Origin of the sequence: Pedobacter nanyangensis (assembly GCF_003313505.1) — a bacterium.
In the GTDB taxonomy this organism is placed as follows: domain Bacteria; phylum Bacteroidota; class Bacteroidia; order Sphingobacteriales; family Sphingobacteriaceae; genus Pedobacter; species Pedobacter nanyangensis.
This window is the reverse complement of record NZ_QMHO01000012.1, coordinates 70577-87506: the sequence shown is the minus strand read 5'-3', so window position 1 is coordinate 87506 and position 16930 is coordinate 70577. Positions and strand designations below refer to the sequence as shown.

The 16930-nt window shown below is 41.5% G+C and carries 10 protein-coding genes; 3 read left to right on the top strand and 7 right to left on the bottom strand.

Annotated features, from left to right (window positions below; translation table 11 throughout):
• Positions 1-97: 97 nt before the first annotated feature.
• Both DUT71_RS16780 and DUT71_RS20575 read left to right on the top strand, forming a co-directional pair.
• Positions 98-1924 (top strand): DUF4153 domain-containing protein, encoded by a 1827-nt coding sequence (locus DUT71_RS16780; protein WP_113663702.1) that lies wholly within the window; start codon positions 98-100, stop codon positions 1922-1924.
• Position 1925: 1 nt separating this feature from the next.
• Positions 1926-4217 carry a helix-turn-helix domain-containing protein gene (locus DUT71_RS20575; RefSeq protein WP_113663701.1) on the top strand — a complete coding sequence of 764 codons (2292 nt, stop codon included), beginning with the start codon at positions 1926-1928 and terminating at the stop codon, positions 4215-4217.
• 347 nt (positions 4218-4564) lie between these two features.
• Here DUT71_RS20575 and DUT71_RS16770 read toward each other — a convergent pair whose 3' ends face one another.
• The 5 genes from DUT71_RS16770 to dapF form a co-directional block, all read right to left on the bottom strand.
• Positions 4565-5974, bottom strand: coding sequence for an efflux transporter outer membrane subunit (locus DUT71_RS16770; RefSeq protein WP_113663700.1), 1410 nt, complete (start codon positions 5972-5974; stop codon positions 4565-4567).
• A 14-nt stretch (positions 5975-5988) separates the two neighbouring features.
• Complete coding sequence (locus DUT71_RS16765) at positions 5989-9165, bottom strand: efflux RND transporter permease subunit (protein ID WP_113663699.1); 3177 nt, start codon at positions 9163-9165, stop codon at positions 5989-5991.
• Between the two features lie 83 nt (positions 9166-9248).
• Positions 9249-10424 (bottom strand): efflux RND transporter periplasmic adaptor subunit, encoded by a 1176-nt coding sequence (locus DUT71_RS16760; RefSeq protein ID WP_113663698.1) that lies wholly within the window; start codon positions 10422-10424, stop codon positions 9249-9251.
• A gap of 22 nt (positions 10425-10446) precedes the next feature.
• The gene (locus DUT71_RS16755) at positions 10447-11025 is read right to left on the bottom strand and encodes a TetR/AcrR family transcriptional regulator (RefSeq protein WP_113663697.1); all 579 of its coding nucleotides are present in this window, start codon (positions 11023-11025) and stop codon (positions 10447-10449) included.
• Between the two features lie 148 nt (positions 11026-11173).
• Positions 11174-11962: a diaminopimelate epimerase gene (dapF, locus tag DUT71_RS16750; RefSeq protein ID WP_113663696.1), complete on the bottom strand. Its 789-nt coding sequence runs from the start codon at positions 11960-11962 to the stop codon at positions 11174-11176.
• A 231-nt stretch (positions 11963-12193) separates the two neighbouring features.
• Between dapF and DUT71_RS16745 the strand changes: the two genes are divergently transcribed.
• Positions 12194-13741, top strand: coding sequence for a trypsin-like peptidase domain-containing protein (locus tag DUT71_RS16745; RefSeq protein WP_113663753.1), 1548 nt, complete (start codon positions 12194-12196; stop codon positions 13739-13741).
• Positions 13742-14204: 463 nt separating this feature from the next.
• Here the strand turns inward: DUT71_RS16745 and DUT71_RS16740 are convergent, their stop codons facing one another.
• Together DUT71_RS16740 and DUT71_RS16735 are read right to left on the bottom strand one after the other, a co-directional pair.
• Entirely contained in the window at positions 14205-14948 is a 744-nt protein-coding gene (locus tag DUT71_RS16740; protein ID WP_113663695.1) for a DUF4197 domain-containing protein, read from the bottom strand.
• 25 nt (positions 14949-14973) lie between these two features.
• A complete protein-coding gene (locus tag DUT71_RS16735) occupies positions 14974-16872 on the bottom strand; it encodes a vWA domain-containing protein (protein ID WP_113663694.1) in 1899 nt (632 codons plus the stop codon).
• Positions 16873-16930 lie beyond the last annotated feature (58 nt).

Here is a 16930-nt window from a genome sequence, read left to right as displayed (position 1 = left end):
AAAATTAGTTTACAACTTGTAGCTCTATTTTTAACATTTTTTAAGATAGTTGCAGGAGTTAGCTATCTTAGAGTGAGTTATTTAAATTCTTGAGCTCATGAAATTACCTTCAGTAATTATGCTTTGGCAAAACCTTAAAACGGTTGTTGCCCGTTTCCCGTTACAAGTTTTGATAGCCCTGCTGGCAACCGGGCTGTGGTGCTATCTGGTGGGGCCTGGGGTAAAAATGGAACCAAACGAACACCTGGTTAAGTTATTGCTCCTTTGCAATTTGGGGCTAACCTTGTTATTGGCATCAGATACTTATGCGGAGAGCAGTTCCCTAAGCACTACGTCCAAATGGTTACTGCGGCTGTTGGCATTGGCATTGCTAACCACGCTATACTTCCTGATAGATCCTTTCAAATATTTGATAGACGTTTTTAGGGTTGTTCTTTTTGCTTTCGCTTTCCATTTGTTGGTGGCTTTTGCCCCTTTCATCAAGCGGGGCAGCCTGAATGGTTTTTGGCAATATAACAAAACCTTGTTTTTGAGGATTCTGATATCTGCTTTTTATGCAGCAGTGCTTTTTGCAGGCTTAGCCATTGCGTTGTTCGCAATTGATGGGCTGTTTAATATGACCTTTAAATCAGATGTATATCTCAGACTTTTTATTACGCTGAGCACCGGCTTTGTAACGATTTTCTTTTTGGCCGGAGTACCATCAAACTTCCAATCAATAGCGGAAGAACAGCGCTATCCAAAAGGATTAAAAATATTTACCCAATATGTACTGATTCCGTTGATGACTATTTACCTGGCCATATTATTGGTGTACGAAATTAAGATAGCTATCAATTGGGAGTTGCCTAAAGGCCTGGTATCTACACTGATCCTAGGTTATGCCGTGTTCGGTGTTTTGTCGCTGCTTTTAGTTTATCCAATTAAGGAAAAAGATGGTAACGGTTGGATTAAACTGTTTTCCCGTTTTTTTTATGTGATGATGATCCCTTTAATTGTACTGCTAATTTTGGCCGTAATTAAGCGGGTAGGTAATTATGGAATTACAGAATCGAGATATATTTTAATCATTTTGGCCGCTTGGCTTACCGGTATTACGGCCTACTTTCTGTTCAGCAACAAACAAAACATCAAGCTTATACCCATTAGTTTATTTGTTTTGGCGATACTCGCTATTTACGGACCACAAAGTGCATTTTCGATTTCGAGAAATTCCCAAACTGCCCGACTTAAAAAATTGATGACCAGTAAAGATGCTCCAAGCAGGAAAGAGATTCCGGAAGTTGTGCGTTACTTGGTGGATAGGCATGGCCTTGCCTCATTGCAGAGCTTTACTGCTGCAAACCTTACTGAAATCGAAAAAAAGATATATGCCAATGCAAAGAAGAATAGCTTAATGAGCTATGAGGCAAAAAGCAAGGAAATTGATACCGCATTTGCGCTTCTTAAAGTGAAAGATATGGATAATTCGGTTTTCGCAAAGTATATAACCTTTACCAACACAAGCGGCGTAATTGACGTACGGGGATATGATGGCTTGATAGATTTGAACGACTATTCAGCGTTGGCAAATGTTTTCAATGGGGATAAAATTGAATTTGAAAAAGGGCAAAGGGAAGAGCGGAAGCAACATCGCCGGAAGAAGGCTGAGCGGTTGCTGGTAAAAATTAACGGGCTAGAGGCAGCAGTGTTTAATGTGGATAGCCTGGCCAGGGACTTGCTGATGAAAAATGAACAGAAAGGCTTTGAAAAGCATGGTCATGAAACTTTTGCGGTACCTTCGGCTTTGTTACAGCTCAAAAAGCAAACGCCAAAATATAATCTTACTTTTGTAGCCAGGAATCTCAGTGGAAATTACCAAAAGAACGAGCGGATTTTCAACTGGCTAAATTTTGACGGCTACCTATTGATAAAAAAGAACTGATTTGGAAGCAAACGAACATCTACAACAACCTGCCGAACTTGCCGCTAGATTTATTAACCATACTTCTAGGCATATTTTTCTCACGGGAAAAGCAGGTACCGGAAAAACAACATTCCTGAGGAACATTATAGCCAAAACGCACAAACGGGCGGTAATTGTAGCCCCCACGGGTATTGCAGCCATCAATGCTTCGGGGGTAACTATTCATTCGCTTTTTCAGTTGCCTTTCGGAGCTTTTGTGCCACGTATCGTGCCTGGCCAGCATCTGCCGTCGGGGGTGCCCTACAATACGCCCAAAAGTTTGGTGAGGCATTTGAGCATGAACGCCATCAAGCGGCGCATTTTGTTGGACATGGAGCTTTTGGTGATTGATGAAGTGAGCATGTTGCGTGCCGATTTGTTGGATGCCATTGATTTTGTGCTGCGCTTTGTAAGGAAGAACAACCATCACTTTGGTGGGGTTCAGGTTCTTTTTATCGGCGATTTATACCAACTTCCACCAGTAGTTAAAAATCAGGAACAGGAGCTGTTAAGCAAATTTTACCAGAGTCCTTTTTTCTTTGATGCACTGTGTTTAAAGCCCAATCCACCAATTTATATCGAGCTGGAAAAGATCTATCGACAATCTGACCAGGTTTTTGTGGATTTGCTGAACAGCCTGCGCAATAATATCACCACCGAGCAGGACATCGCTTTGCTAAAGCGGCATTATCGGGCCAATTTTAAGCCTGATCTAAACGATAATTACATTACGCTTACTACCCATAACAGCAAGGCCGATACCATGAACCGCAACAGTTTGAACGAGCTGGAAGGCAAATCGTATTTCTATAAAGCTACTATTGACAAGGAATTTGCAGAAAGTGCTTATCCTATTGAAAAAACGCTGGAACTGAAAGTAGGTGCGCAGGTGATGTTCGTTAAAAATGATCCAAAGGGCGAGCAACGTTTTTTTAACGGAAAACTTGCGGTAGTGAGCAAACTAGGCAATGATTTCATTGAGGTACTTCCTGAGGGGAACAAATATCCAATAATGATCGAGCAATACGTTTGGAAAAATATTAGATACACCACCAACAAGCATACCAACGAAATAGAAGAAGAGGAAATTGGAACCTTTACGCAATACCCTTTAAAGCTTGCCTGGGCCATTACCGTACATAAAAGTCAAGGTTTAACTTTCGACAGGGCCATTGTTGATATTGGCGATGCTTTTGCCCCGGGGCAAATTTACGTAGCGCTATCGCGACTGCGCTCCCTGGACGGATTGATCCTGACCTCCCACCTCAACAGCAGGGGCCTAAAGGCTGATCAGAACGTGGCCTACTATTCCCGCACTAAAGACCAACAGGAAAGCCTCCAGAGCCAAATTACCAAAGAGGCGGAGCTGTTTTTGAAACAATTGCTGGTACAAGCTTTTGATTTTACCCTGTTGGATAACTTTGTTTATGAGCACGTGTTCAGCTATAGTAAGGATGAAAAACGCTCCATCAAACAAACGCATTTACCTTGGGCGGTAAAATTGCAGCAAGAGCTGATGGCCGCTAAAGTACATGCCGATAAATTTCTGAAACAGATTGATAAATGGGCACAATTGGGGCAAACACCTGATTTAAACCACATGATTGCACGTGCCGCTGCAGCTGGCAATTATTTTTGCCCCATATTGGTTTCGCAAAGCGATGCTATTTTTGCGCACATAGAAACTGTAAAGGAGCAAAAGCAAACCAAGGAATATTTGTACGAACTGATTGACTTGGAGGCGATGTTTTATGAACAGTTTAAGAAAATAGTGCGGGCAAACGCCATGCTTAAGGCTAAAGCCAACAATCAAGATATTGGAAAAGAAGAGCTAAACGGGTTATATGGCTTGGCCAAACGGGAAGAGCAGATGCGCAAAACCTATAGTTTGCCTAACAAAGAGGAGCTGGAACGAGTAGGAGACGAACAAAAACCTCGCAGCAAGAAAAAAGCAGTTAAAGAGAAGCAGCCAAAAGTAGATACGAAGGAGGTAACCTTGGCTTTATTTAAGGAAGGTAAAACGCCAACTGAAATTGCGCTACAACGAAAAATGACCCGAGGAACTATCGAAGGTCATTTGGCTCATTATATTGTTAGGCAGGAAATCAGTGCGGATAAAGTGATTTCCAAACAAAAATTAGAAGTTTTATTGAAGGCCATTAGAGATTTAAAAAGTGTAAAACTTAACGAAATCCGTGACCACGTGGGCAAAACTTATGATTTTGGCGAGATTAAAATTGCCATTGCCGCTTTTATGGCCGAAGGGGAGTAGTCTTAACCGTCATTTCTAGGCATAGCCAACTCCGGTTTTTAATTGCAACATGTCATTTCGACGATAGGAGAATTGAAAATCAACGTAGTTAAATCTATCAAAATGTAATAATATAGTTTTTAGATTTCTCCACTCGCTTCGCTGCGGTCGAAATGACGAGACCCCGTAAAGACTTACGAAGTTTTTAAAACTTCGTAAGTCTGACTGAATGTAAGTCTAGCAAATCCAAAGATTTCTCTATTACGCTGCGCTTCAATCGAAATGACGTGGTGCCTAGAGAAACGTATATAATCAAAAAAGTCCCGAATGTTCGGGACTTTAAATTATAAAATAGGATGTATTTGCGCTTACTCTTTCCAGCCGCCACCAAGTGCACGGTACAAATTCACAATAGATTGTAGCTTTTGTAACCTGTCGTTAACGCCGCTCAATTGAGCCGCCAACAAACTTTGCTCCGAAGTTAATACATCGGTATAGTTGGTTGCAGAACTGTATTTTAACAATTCCTTGGTATAATCCACTGCTTTTTCCAATGAGGCAATTTGCTTTGCTCTAGAAGTTTCTTTTTCTACCGCTGCCTGATAGGCATAAAGCGCATTGGAAACTTCCGAGCCTGCGGTCAACATCGTCTTTTGGAAAGTGTAGAAAGATTCTTGTTGTGCTGCCTTTGCAGAAGTTAATCTTGCTTTGTTTTGGCCCCTGTTAAAGATAGGTTGCGTTAAGCCTGCCGCAAAATTGTAAAAGATAGAGTTGGTGAAAAGGTTCTCTATGGTTAACGATGAAATACCGCCATTAGCTGTTAAAGTTAACTGCGGATAAAAATAAGTTTTAGCCAAATTGGTGTTTTCAAAAGCCACTTTAAAAGCAAACTCTGCTTGTTCCACATCAGGTCTGTTTTTAAGTAATAAAGATGGAATGCCTACCTTTAAATCTTTATAGTCTTGTTGTGCTTCTAAAGTACCTCTGTTTACCGCACCTGGACCTTTGCCCAAAAGAACATTGAGGGCATTTTCGGTTTCCCTAATGCTTCTTTTCAAATCAGGGATGGTCACCTCGGCAGCATATCTGTTGGCCTCACTTTGTACCACTGCGGCGCCATTAACAATACCAGCTTCTTTTAAAGATTTAATGGCCTCCACATTCTTGATGCGGCTCTCTAAAGTTTGCTCGGTGATTTTCAATTGCAGATCAAGTGCTAATAAAGCATAGTAATTGTTGGCAATAGAACTTACTAGCTGTGTTTGCACCGCACGCTTTGCAGCATCAGTTTGTAAAAAAGAAGCTACTGCCGACCTTTTGGCACTACCTAATTTGCCCCATACATCAATTTCCCAAGAAGCACTTAATTGTGCCCTATATAATTGGGTTTCTGTATTAATATTGATGCCTGGAGGAAAGTTCAACGCCGCTCTAGATTGCTTGTTGTCGGCAGCCGAGAGGTCTGCACTTAGGCTAGGCAAAAATGCCGCCTTACTCAACCTTAAATTTGCTTCGGCACTCTTCATGCGTTCGATGGCGCTTTTAAGGTCAAGGTTGTTTTCAATGCCTTCTTTAATTAAAGCCTGTAATTGAGGGTCGGTAAACAAGGTTGAGGTTGGCAAATCTGCGATGCTGGTGGTGTCGGAGCTATTCGCATCCCTATACAAGCCTTCCGTTTTTAGTTCGGCAGGCCTCTCATATTTTTGGGTAACACAGGCCCCTAAACTTAAAAGTAGGGAACCTGTGATAAATATTGATATTTTCTGATTTCGTGTCATGGTGATAAACTGAATTATGCTTCAGGATCTTTTAGTTGTTCAAAATTCAGGTGTGTTTGTTGTTCCAACACACTTGGGTCAAAAGGAGACTTGCTGCTCACTTTCTCTTGTAAAGTTTGGAAAACAATGAAAAGTACTGGAATAACGAAAACCCCAAATATGGTTCCGAATAACATACCACCTACAGCGCCTGTACCAATAGAGTTGTTACCTGCGGCACCTACACCAAAAGATAACATTAAAGGTAAAATACCTAAGATAAAGGCAAATGAGGTCATCAGGATTGGTCTTAACCTTGCTGTTGCTCCTTCAAGTGCTGCTTGTAATATGGTCATTCCTTTTCTTCTTCGTTCTACTGCAAATTCCACAATCAAAATGGCGTTCTTGGCCAAAAGTCCAATCAACATGATTAAGGTAATTTGGGTGTAGATATTATTATCGATACCGAAAATCTTATCGAAAATGAATACCCCTGCCAAACCAACTGGAAGTGATAAAATTACCGCCAAAGGCAACACATAACTTTCGTATTGGGCACAAAGCAGGAAGTAAACAAATATCAAACATAGTAAGAAGATATATACGGTTTGGTTTCCGCTCGACTGCTCCTCCCTCGATAAACCAGAGAACTCATAGCCGTAACCTTGAGGTAGTATTTTGGCAGCTTCTTCCTGTACTGCTTTTAAGGCGTCACCAGAACTGTAGCCTGGCTTAGGGTTTCCAGTAACAGCAATAGAAGTGTAAAGGTTAAACCTCGAAATGGCCTGGGGCCCGTAAACCCTTTCCGTGGAAATAAAACCTGTGATAGGCGCCATGGTGCCGCTAGGCGTACGTACATATACCTTGTTCAAGCTTTCCAGGTCAGCACGATATGCTGGATCGGCTTGGTAAACTACCCTATATTGCTTGCCAAATTTGTTGAAATTGGAAGCATATACACCGCCGTAATAACCTTGCATTACACTCATTACATCGTTTACGTTTAAGCCAGCCTGCTTAATTTTTGCCACATTAGCCGTAATTAGATATTGAGGGAAGTTGGGGTTAAATGACGTTGCTGCATATTGTATTTCTGGGCGCTGATTAAGCGCTGCTAAAAACTGATTGGCAATTTGCGAGAAGTTATTGATGGTACCACCAGTTTTGTCCTGTAGTTGGAATTCGAAACCGCCACCAGTACCAAAACCTTGGATGGTTGGTGGCGCAAAGAAGATAATTTTAGCTTCTTTCATGTTCGATGTTTTCGCAAATAATTCTCCAATAATGGTTTTAACATCACGCTTACGTTCGTTCCAAGGTTTTAAACGGCTAATTACCATCCCGTATGAACTGCCCGAACCACTGATCATGGCTCTGCCGGTCACTTTAAGTGTAAGCCTAACTTCTGGTACGGTTCTTACAATACTGTCAATTTTATTCAGGACCTCGTCGGTACGCTCTTGAGAAGTCCCGGGAGGCAGGGAAATATCAGACATAATGGAGCCTAAATCCTCATTAGGGACGAAACCTTTTGGCGTAGTGTTAAAAGCCCAAACAAAGGCAAGAATAAAAGCTAATAAGCCTAAACCAGCAACCCATTTTTTCTTGGATAAGAAATAAACGGAACCTTTGTATTTACGGGTCATGGTCTCGAATGAAGCATTAAAAGCCGCATAAAAGCGTTTCATGAAGCCCTTTTTCTCCTGGTGGTCATCCTGGTGTGGTTTCAATAACAAGGCACATAAAGCTGGACTTAACGTTAAGGCGTTAATTGCCGATAGAATGATAGAAATGGCCAGCGTTAAACCAAACTGTTTAAAGAAAACGCCCGATGAACCACTGATAAAACTTACGGGAACGAACACCGCTGCCATTACCAAAGTAATAGAGATAATGGCCCCAGTAATCTCGTCCATCGCATCAAGTGTTGCCTTTCTGGCTGATTTGTAGCCCTTGTCGAGCTTGGCATGGACGGCCTCCACCACCACAATCGCATCATCCACCACAATACCAATGGCCAGCACCAGGGCAAAAAGGGTAAGCAAGTTAATGGTGAAACCAAATAAACTGAGGAAGAAGAAAGTCCCTACAATAGCTACGGGCACTGAAATGGCCGGAATCAACGTAGATTTAAAATCCTGAAGGAAAATAAACACTACGATAAATACAAGAATAAACGCTTCCACCAAAGTATGCAGTACTTTTTCAATTGACGCATCAAGGAAATCATTAACGTTGGTTAAAATTTCATAATTGATTCCTTTAGGGAAATCAGCTTTAGCGGTTTCCAAAGCTTTTAAAGCGCCATCAATGACTTCTTTTGCATTTGAGCCTGCGGTTTGGTTTACCGCAAAACCCAAGGCTTCCTTGCCGTTCATTTTTACGGAAGCGGCATAACTTTGAGCGCCTAGTTCAATACGGGCAACATCTTTTAGTTTTAATATCTGCCCGTTTTCAGCAGTTCTAATAATGATGTCTCCAAATTGGGTCTCGTCTTTTAGTCTTCCGGTATATTTTAAAGTATATTGGAAAGATTGTTGAGCCTTTTCACCTAGTTGTCCTGGAGCTGCTTCAATATTTTGATCGGCTAGAGCCGCATTAATGTCGCTAGGAACTAAGCCATAGGCCGCCATCACGTCTGGTTTTAACCACAAACGCATGGTGTAAATAGATTGACCAAATGCGTTCACATCGCCCACACCAGTTACCCTTTTAATTTGGGGCACGATATTGATTTCGGCGTAGTTTTGCAAAAACTTTTGGTCATAAGCAGGGTCATCACTGTACAAACCAAAAATCAGTACGTTACTGGATTGTCTTTTGGCAGTAATTACCCCCGCACGGGTTACCTCGGCAGGTAATAAACTGGTGGCACGAGCTACACGGTTTTGTACGTTTACAGCAGCCAAGTCGGGGTTGGTGCCTAATTTAAAGTTAACGGTAATGGTTGCCGAACCATCATTACCGGCAGAAGAAGTCATATAGGTCATGTCTTCTACGCCGTTAATCTGTTCTTCTAGCGGAACCACCACACTGCTCATTACCACATCGGCGTTGGCACCTTGGTAAGAGGCAGAAACCTGCACCGTTGGAGGTGCAATTTCCGGATATTGCGAAATAGGCAGCGTTACAATACCTAAAACCCCTAAAATTAAGATAATGATAGAGACTACGGTAGAAAGTACGGGCCTTTCGATAAATTTCTTAAACATGAGATTTTGTTGGGATGTTTGAATGTTGTAAAGTTGAAACGTTGAGGGACTTGCAACACTTTAACTTTACAACAAAAAATAACTTATTTATTTTTGGCATCAGCAAATACAGAATCGGCCGGCTTAGGAGCTGGTTTTACCTTGTCTCCATCTTTCAGAGACGCAAAGCCTTCCAAAATGAACTTGTCGCCTGCTTTTAGGCCTTTAGTAACCACGTAGAAATTACCTTTAGTTAATTCCATGATTTCGATATTGGTACTTTTTACACCGCCAGTATCATTCACCAAATAAACGAACTTTTTACCCTGTATATCTGTAGTTGATTTTTGTGGTACCAACAAAGCGTTCTGTAAATGTTGTGGAATACGAACAGAGGCGCTAGATCCTGAACGTAACAAACCATTTGGGTTAGGGAACGTTGCCCTTAAACTAGATGAACCCGTTTGCGTATTGATTTGTCCGCTGATGGTTTCAATTTTACCTAGCTCCGGATAAATAGAACCGTCTGCTAATACTAAAGTCACGGCTGGAATTTGCTTAATTTTGTCTTCCAGGGTACGGCCTTTGGTATCTCTTGAAATTTGTAGCAACTGCTTTTCGTTTAATGAAAAATAAGCATACACCTTGCTAATACTGGAAACGGTAGTTAAGGCTTGTTGACTGGTGCTGCTAACTAAAGCACCAACTTTGTAAGGAATGGTTCCAATTACCCCATTTGCTGGGCTATTTACCACGGTGTAGCCCAAATTAACCTTTGCGTTTACCAATGCCGCTTTGGCCTGTGCCAAAGCTGCTTTTCTAGAGGTTAGGGTTAAGGCGGCATTTTCTAAATCAAATTTGCTGATGATGTCCTTTTCTACCAATGGCTTGGTTTTGTTGTACTGTAGCTGTGCGGCGTTTACGTCAGCTTCGGCACTTTTAATGGCTGCTTCGGCAGTTCTAACCGCCTGTTCGTATTGGGGCGCATTGATTTTGAAAAGAGGCTGGCCCAATTTTACCGTGGCGCCTTCATCTACGTATATTTTTTCGATGAAGCCATCAATTTTTGGTCTGATATCTACGTTTTGTTGCCCTTCCAAGGTAGCAGGGTAATCGCTTTCCAGAGTAGTATTGAATTCATTGATTTCCACCACTGGGTAGGCTTGCGGACCGGTAGGTTTGCCCGCTGCAGCTTTAGGGTCTTTGCCACCTGAGCTGCATGATGCTATAAATAGGCCTGTAATGCCCATTAGCGAGAATAAAAGTGAGGATTGTTTCATTATATGTTGAGATTGAAGGTTTTTAATTAAAAATTTTTTCTAAAATCAATTGCTTTCTTTCGGCAATCAGGGTTTGGTATTTTTCTTTGGAGATATCCAGTAGCTTCTGGTAAAGCGGTGTCATAATTACTGGGAACGACATTAGTGCCAAAAGGTCAAATACGAAATGTATCGGATCTCCTTTTTTGAGGGTGCCTTTTTCCATTTCTTCTGCAATTTCTTTGAGGAAATGGGCTAGTGCAGCACTTTTTTTCTTTTCCTTAAGGGCAAAGTTTTTACTGCATATTTCGGTAATGAGGAACGACTCCCGATAGGGGTATTTCAGTAGTTCCTTCATGTAAACATCTATAAAAATACCTAATTTTTCCTTGAAAGGAGTATTGTCGTACAGTACTTTATCCAGCTGAGATTTCAAACTTTCTACCGCTTCACGGTACACCGTTTGAAAAAGCAAGTCCCTGGATCGGAAATAGTAATTGATAAGCGAACGGTTCACGCCTGCAGCATCGGCAATTTCTTGCGTAGTAGCATGCAAGCATCCTTTGCTAAAGAATAAGTCCTTTGCCGTCTGTTTAATGAGTTCTTCTTTGCTTAAAGCCACCGGTTAACTTTTATGTTTAACAATTTTGTCAACAAAAGTAGAATCGGAATGTCTTTTTAAAGTCAGCGAAATCTCATTTAATCATTTGATTAATTTTTGTTACAAATAATGCAGTGCAGCATTTGCGGCTAATAACTGCTGTGAAAAATTACAAGTGGTCTATCTCGCCCTCAAAAACTTTCTCTGCTGGTCCGCATAAAAATACCTCGGTAAACTTATGGCCATCATAATTAAAGTTGATCTGTAGGTTGCCACCTAATACTTTAATAGGCGTTTCAATTTTACCAATCTGATTTTGCTTTTTGGCCATGGCCATGGCTACCGCAGTAACACCTGTTCCGCAGGCATAGGTTTCGTCTTCTACACCACGTTCAAAAGTGCGCACAAACAAATGATCGGGCATTTGCTCTATGAAATTAACGTTAATGCCTTCGTTTTTGTAGGTGTCGTTATTGCGAATGTTGTAACCTTGGGTATAAACGTCAAGCTGTTCCAGGTTGCTTACTTCTTTTACATAATGTGGCGAGCCGGTGTTCAGTACAAAAGCTTCCTCGTCTTGCTGAATATGGTCTACGTCAATCATCTGTAACTCTACCCAGTTGCCTTCGACTGAAATTTTGGCATAATGTGCGCCATCCACTGCCAAAAAATTAGTTTCACTGTCAATCACGCCCAAGTGCTTTGCAAAAGCCACAATGCACCTGCCGCCATTGCCGCACATGCTGCCCACATTGCCATCAGCATTATGGTAAACCATTTCAAAATCATAGTCTGGATGGCTTAAAAGAAACATCAAACCATCAGCCCCAATACCAAATCTACGGTCGCAAAGCTTGGCCACAAGCTTGGTATCAATGTTTTTTAAGGGACTTTCCCTGTGGTCAATCAATACAAAATCGTTTCCGGCACCTTGGTATTTATAGAACTTAATTTTCATGATGAAATACAATAAATTTGTAACAATAGCTGAGCAAAAAACGTCAACATGCTGCTGTAATGGCTTTTAACATTTTTTAACATGTCTTTAGACGTGATTATGATACAAATATCGTTCATATGGTATTAAATTTGAAATGTATTTCAAGTATAATACACACATACAATAACCTTGAAACCGCTTGGAATTTGCGTAGAGCGGTTTCACCTAAAAAAATAAATAATTATGCAAATGAAAAAAATAGGATTGATTGTTTTGGCTGCCTCTTTTTTGGGCGGTGCATTAGCAATTGGCGCCTATAAATTATTAGAGCGCCCAAGTGATAACTTAACGCTGGCCGATAAGCAAAACACCATGTTTGCAAGTAATATGGTGAGGGCATCTTCGGCTGGGGCTCCTGATTTTGTACAGGCTGCGGCGGTGGTATCTCCAGCGGTAGTACATATCAAAACTACTTACGACAATAAATCAAGCAGGAGTGGTGGGGGAGTGGAAGATATGTTTGAACAGTTCTTTGGCTTTGGCGGTGGCATGCAACGTGTCCCACGTCAACCACAGGCCGCTTCGGGTTCGGGAGTAATTTTAACGCCGGATGGATACATTGTAACCAATAACCACGTAGTAGATAAGGCCGATAAAATTGAGGTGATTTTAGCTAACAGACGTAAGGTAACTGCAAAAGTGATTGGTAAAGATGCCAATACAGACTTAGCTTTAATTAAAGTAGAAGCGAATGACTTGCCTTACGTGAAAATGGGTAATTCAGACAACGTGCAGGTAGGCGAGTGGGTTTTGGCCGTAGGTTTCCCTCTGGATTTACAAACCACCGTTACTGCGGGTATTGTAAGTGCTAAGGCTCGTAATATTGGAATATTAAACCGCGAAAGCGGAATGATGACCGAAGAAGAGTACGACGAATTCAGAAGAACAGGACAAAGACCGACACGTACCAATAACTCTATCGAATCTTTTATCCAAACCGATGCTGCCATTAACCCTGGTAACAGCGGCGGTGCTTTGGTAAATGCTAACGGAGAGTTGATAGGGATCAATGCAGCCATTGCTTCTCAAACTGGTAGAAATGAAGGCTATGGTTTTGCTATTCCAGTGAACTTGGCGAAAAAGATTTTAGAAGACTTTAAGAAATTTGGTTCGGTAAAACGTGGTTATATTGGCGTTAACTTTGTAGCCCTAGATGCTGATGTTGCCGAAGAACTTAAAGTGAAAGAAAACTCAGGCCTATACGTTAAAGATGTATTGGAAAATGGTGCAGCGGCTGCTGCGGGCATCAAATCTGGTGATATTATCAAAAAAGTAAACGGACTGGCCATTTACGATTCACCGGATTTACAAGAGCGTATCGGCCGTATGAGCCCTGGCGATAAAGTAGCATTAACGGTTTTGAAAGCAGATGGTTCTACTAAAAATGTTAATGTAACTTTAAAAGGCGAAAGCTCTGTAGCTTTAGCAGCTAAGGCTGAAAATAAAAATACCGGAGCTAGCATTAGTAAATTAGGTGCAAGCTTTGCGCCAGCATCGGACGCTTTGAAAGCCAAATATGGCTTGAAAAACGGGGTGGTAGTAACAGGTGTAACTCCAGGTCAATTGTTTGATTATTGGGGCGTGAAAAAAGGCTTGGTGATCACTAAAGTAAATGGTGTGGCCGTAAGTAGTGCTGCAGATATTGAAAAAGCACTTCCTACTTCTAGAGATGGTAGAACTACTATTTCGGGCGTAAGCGAAGAAGGTGCTATTACTTTCTCGTTCAACGGAAACTAATCACAACACATAGATGATTTTGTTAGAGGATGCTCGTAATGGGTATCCTCTTTTTTTTGTTATTAGGTTTTGTTAGTCGTCTTGCTGAGTTTATTGAAGCATATTTCTGAGTGCCATTATCCTTCGACAAGCTCAGGATGATACAGTCCGCTACATGCGGTTTTCCTTCGCATTCTTTGCGAATTCTTAAAAAATCTTTGCGTTAAAAAAACTACCGCAAAGGAAAAAAGGAGTTACGCAAAGAATGCAAAGAGGGGGGTAAATATATACTTCATAAAAACAAAAGAGCACCCAAAATATTGGATGCTCTTTCTATTATAGTTAACCTATTTATGCTGTGCCTGCCCTCCGTGGATAGCCCACTCACAGGACTTTTTTATCGATCTTGTTTTCGTATAACAAGCTAGCGAAAAATTGGTTTCGTTCTGTCAAGATTTTATTAACAAATCAACAAATGTGTGTATTACTTTTTGGTATCGGCATAGCCAAATACCTTTTGCAGCAAGCCAGTTGATCGGGCGGCTACATTTTCCCTGATTTTTAGTTCCTCCTGGGCCACCTGAACAAACATGCCCTCAATGGCTTTTTCAGTTACATAAGCTGTTAAATTGGTGTTTACTGGTTTTACCAAAGGGATTTTATTGTAGGCAGAAGCGGCATCAGTCCAGTACTTAGTGGCGCCAACCTTGCTTAAACTATTGGCAATTACCGGCGAAAATTTTTCTGTCAGCTGTGCAGTGGTTACTCTTTTGAAATATTGTGTGGCCGCATCTTTAGTATTGCCAAGCAAAATGTTGGTAGCATCGGCAATGGTCATTTGCTTAATTGCATTTACAAAAATAGGCTTGGCCTCCTTTGCAGCATCTTCGGCGGCACGGTTCAAGCTCAAGATCACATTATCGGCCAATGAATTTAAACCTAGGCTGCGCAAACCCTTTTCTACCTTTTGTGCTTCGGTAGGGAACAGGATTTTAATGGCCATGTTGCCAAAAAAACCATCTTTAGCCGATAGCTTATCTGCTCCGGCAGCAGTGCCTATTTCCAAGGCTTGTTTTAAGGCATTGCCTATTTCTAAATTGGTGGGTGTGCCCGTGGCACCAGTGGCTACTTGATTGATGATATTGCCCAGTTTGCTTTGGCTTTGTGCATCGCAACTATTTAAAGTTAACGCCGATGCAGCGAGTAGGAATAATCCGATTTTTTTCATCTAAATGTTATTTTAGGGGTAGCGATTATTTCTCGCTACCTGCCTTAGCAAAATTACGTAAATCTTTTGCCATTAATTGTGCACTTTTTGCCAATTTAATATATTCTGCTCTATAGCCTTCTTTATCTGAACCTTTTGCACCTTCAGCTAGGGCAATGCTTTGTTCAAAACTACTCTCTTGTACAAATTCCGATTGGCGTAATAACATCCCTAACATCGCTATCGAAGCCGAAAACCTAAAGTTATCACTGGTTTTGCTCAGCTTGTCTTGATAGCTGTCTAGTACTGCCTGTTGCAATAGCTTGCTTTTATTTCCTTCGGGGTCTTTATAACGAAGTTTAACCGTCAGCATTTCATTAGCGTAATCAGATGACGGGGAGCCCTTCAGATATTTGAGCTCGTCGGTTTTTTTGATAAAATTGCTTTTAACACCAACAGGAATAATTTCATAAAGAGCAGTAACGGTGTGGCCAGCACCCATTTCTCCGGCATCTTTTTGGTCGTCATTAAAATCTTCATTATTTAGTAAACGATTTTCGTAACCAATTAAACGGTAGGCCTGTACTTTTTTAGGGTTAAATTCAATTTGCAGTTTTACATCCTTGGCTACAGTAAAGAGCGTGCCGCCAAATTCGTTGATGAGTACTTTTCTCGCTTCGTTGATGTTGTCGATATAAGCGTAATTTCCATTGCCTTTGTTGGCAAGTACCTCCATTTTGCTGTCCTTGTAGTTGCCCATTCCAAAGCCCAGCACGGTTAAAAACACCCCACTCTTACGTTTTTCTTCAATGAGTGTTTGCATGTCTGCATCGCTGCTGGCACCTACATTGAAGTCGCCGTCAGTAGCCAAAATGATTCTGTTATTGCCACCTTTGATGAAGTTTTCTGCGGCTACTTTGTAGGCCAGTTTGATTCCTGCCCCACCAGCGGTGGAGCCGCCCGCACTTAACTTATTTAAGGCATCTTTAATGGCCTGTTTGTTTTGGCCGGAAGTAGCTGGTAATACCAAGCCCGAGTTGCCGGCATAAACCACAATGGCCACTTTGTCCTTTTCACGTAAGTTATCCGTAAGTAGACGTAGGGAACTCACTAATAATGGCAATTTGTTGAAGTCTGTCATTGATCCTGATACATCAATCAAAAAAACCAAATTTGAGGCGGGTAAATTTTGGTTGGGGATGGTTTTGGCCTGGAGGCCAATGTGTACCAATCGGTGTTGCGGATTCCAAGGGGCGGTGCCAATTTCCGTTACGATATTTACCGGGTCCGGGCCTTTAGGCTGTTCATAATTATAATCGAAATAATTGATCATTTCTTCAATTCTGATGGCGTCTTTCGGGGGTAAATTACCACTGTTGATAAACCTGCGCAGGTTACTATAGGCAGCGGCATCAACATCTATGGAAAAGGTAGAAAGCGGATTGTCATGAGTCTTTTTAAAGACATTTTCAGTAATGTGCGCATAGTTTTCGGTGTTTTGAGCGTATGGATGGTAGGTATTCCGATCGTGAATGCTCATGCCGGCTATCCGGCCACTTAATGCAGGTGGGGCCATGTACATCGAAGATGTAGCTTCTTTTTTCATTTCCGCGGCATACCCCACTACGACAACTTCTTGAAGGGCATTAATGTTTCCTTCCAGTTTAACGTTAATAACGGTTTGTTTGCCCAGTTTAACGTTCTGGGTTTTAAAACCAATGGAACTGATGAGCAAATGCGTGTCGGTTTTGGGCGCTTTTAAACTGTATTTGCCGTTGGCATCGGTAACTGTACTGGTTTTACTGGGTAAGCTTTTGACCATTACATTGGTTACGGGCAACCCATCTGCGGTGCTGATTATTGTACCGGTGATTTGTCGGGTAGGGGCCGTTTGGTATCCTAAAAATAGGATCGAAATAACGAGGGATATCAGTAAAGGTTTCATTTCACATCATTTTTGTTTAAGGATAAATGAGATGTGCTTTTGTTAAAGTGGTTCCGAT

Bases quoted from the DNA above. Each gene is read 5' to 3' on its own strand.
- DUT71_RS16735 (WP_113663694.1), bottom strand. From the start codon at position 16,872: ATGAAACCTTTACTGATATCCCTCGTTATTTCGATCCTATTTTTAGGA.
- DUT71_RS16740 (WP_113663695.1), bottom strand. From the start codon at position 14,948: ATGAAAAAAATCGGATTATTCCTACTCGCTGCATCGGCGTTAACTTTA.
- DUT71_RS16745 (WP_113663753.1), top strand. From the start codon at position 12,194: ATGAAAAAAATAGGATTGATTGTTTTGGCTGCCTCTTTTTTGGGCGGT.
- DUT71_RS16765 (WP_113663699.1), bottom strand. From the start codon at position 9,165: ATGTTTAAGAAATTTATCGAAAGGCCCGTACTTTCTACCGTAGTCTCT.
- dapF (WP_113663696.1), bottom strand. From the start codon at position 11,962: ATGAAAATTAAGTTCTATAAATACCAAGGTGCCGGAAACGATTTTGTA.
- DUT71_RS16770 (WP_113663700.1), bottom strand. From the start codon at position 5,974: ATGACACGAAATCAGAAAATATCAATATTTATCACAGGTTCCCTACTT.
- DUT71_RS16780 (WP_113663702.1), top strand. From the start codon at position 98: ATGAAATTACCTTCAGTAATTATGCTTTGGCAAAACCTTAAAACGGTT.
- DUT71_RS16760 (WP_113663698.1), bottom strand. From the start codon at position 10,424: ATGAAACAATCCTCACTTTTATTCTCGCTAATGGGCATTACAGGCCTA.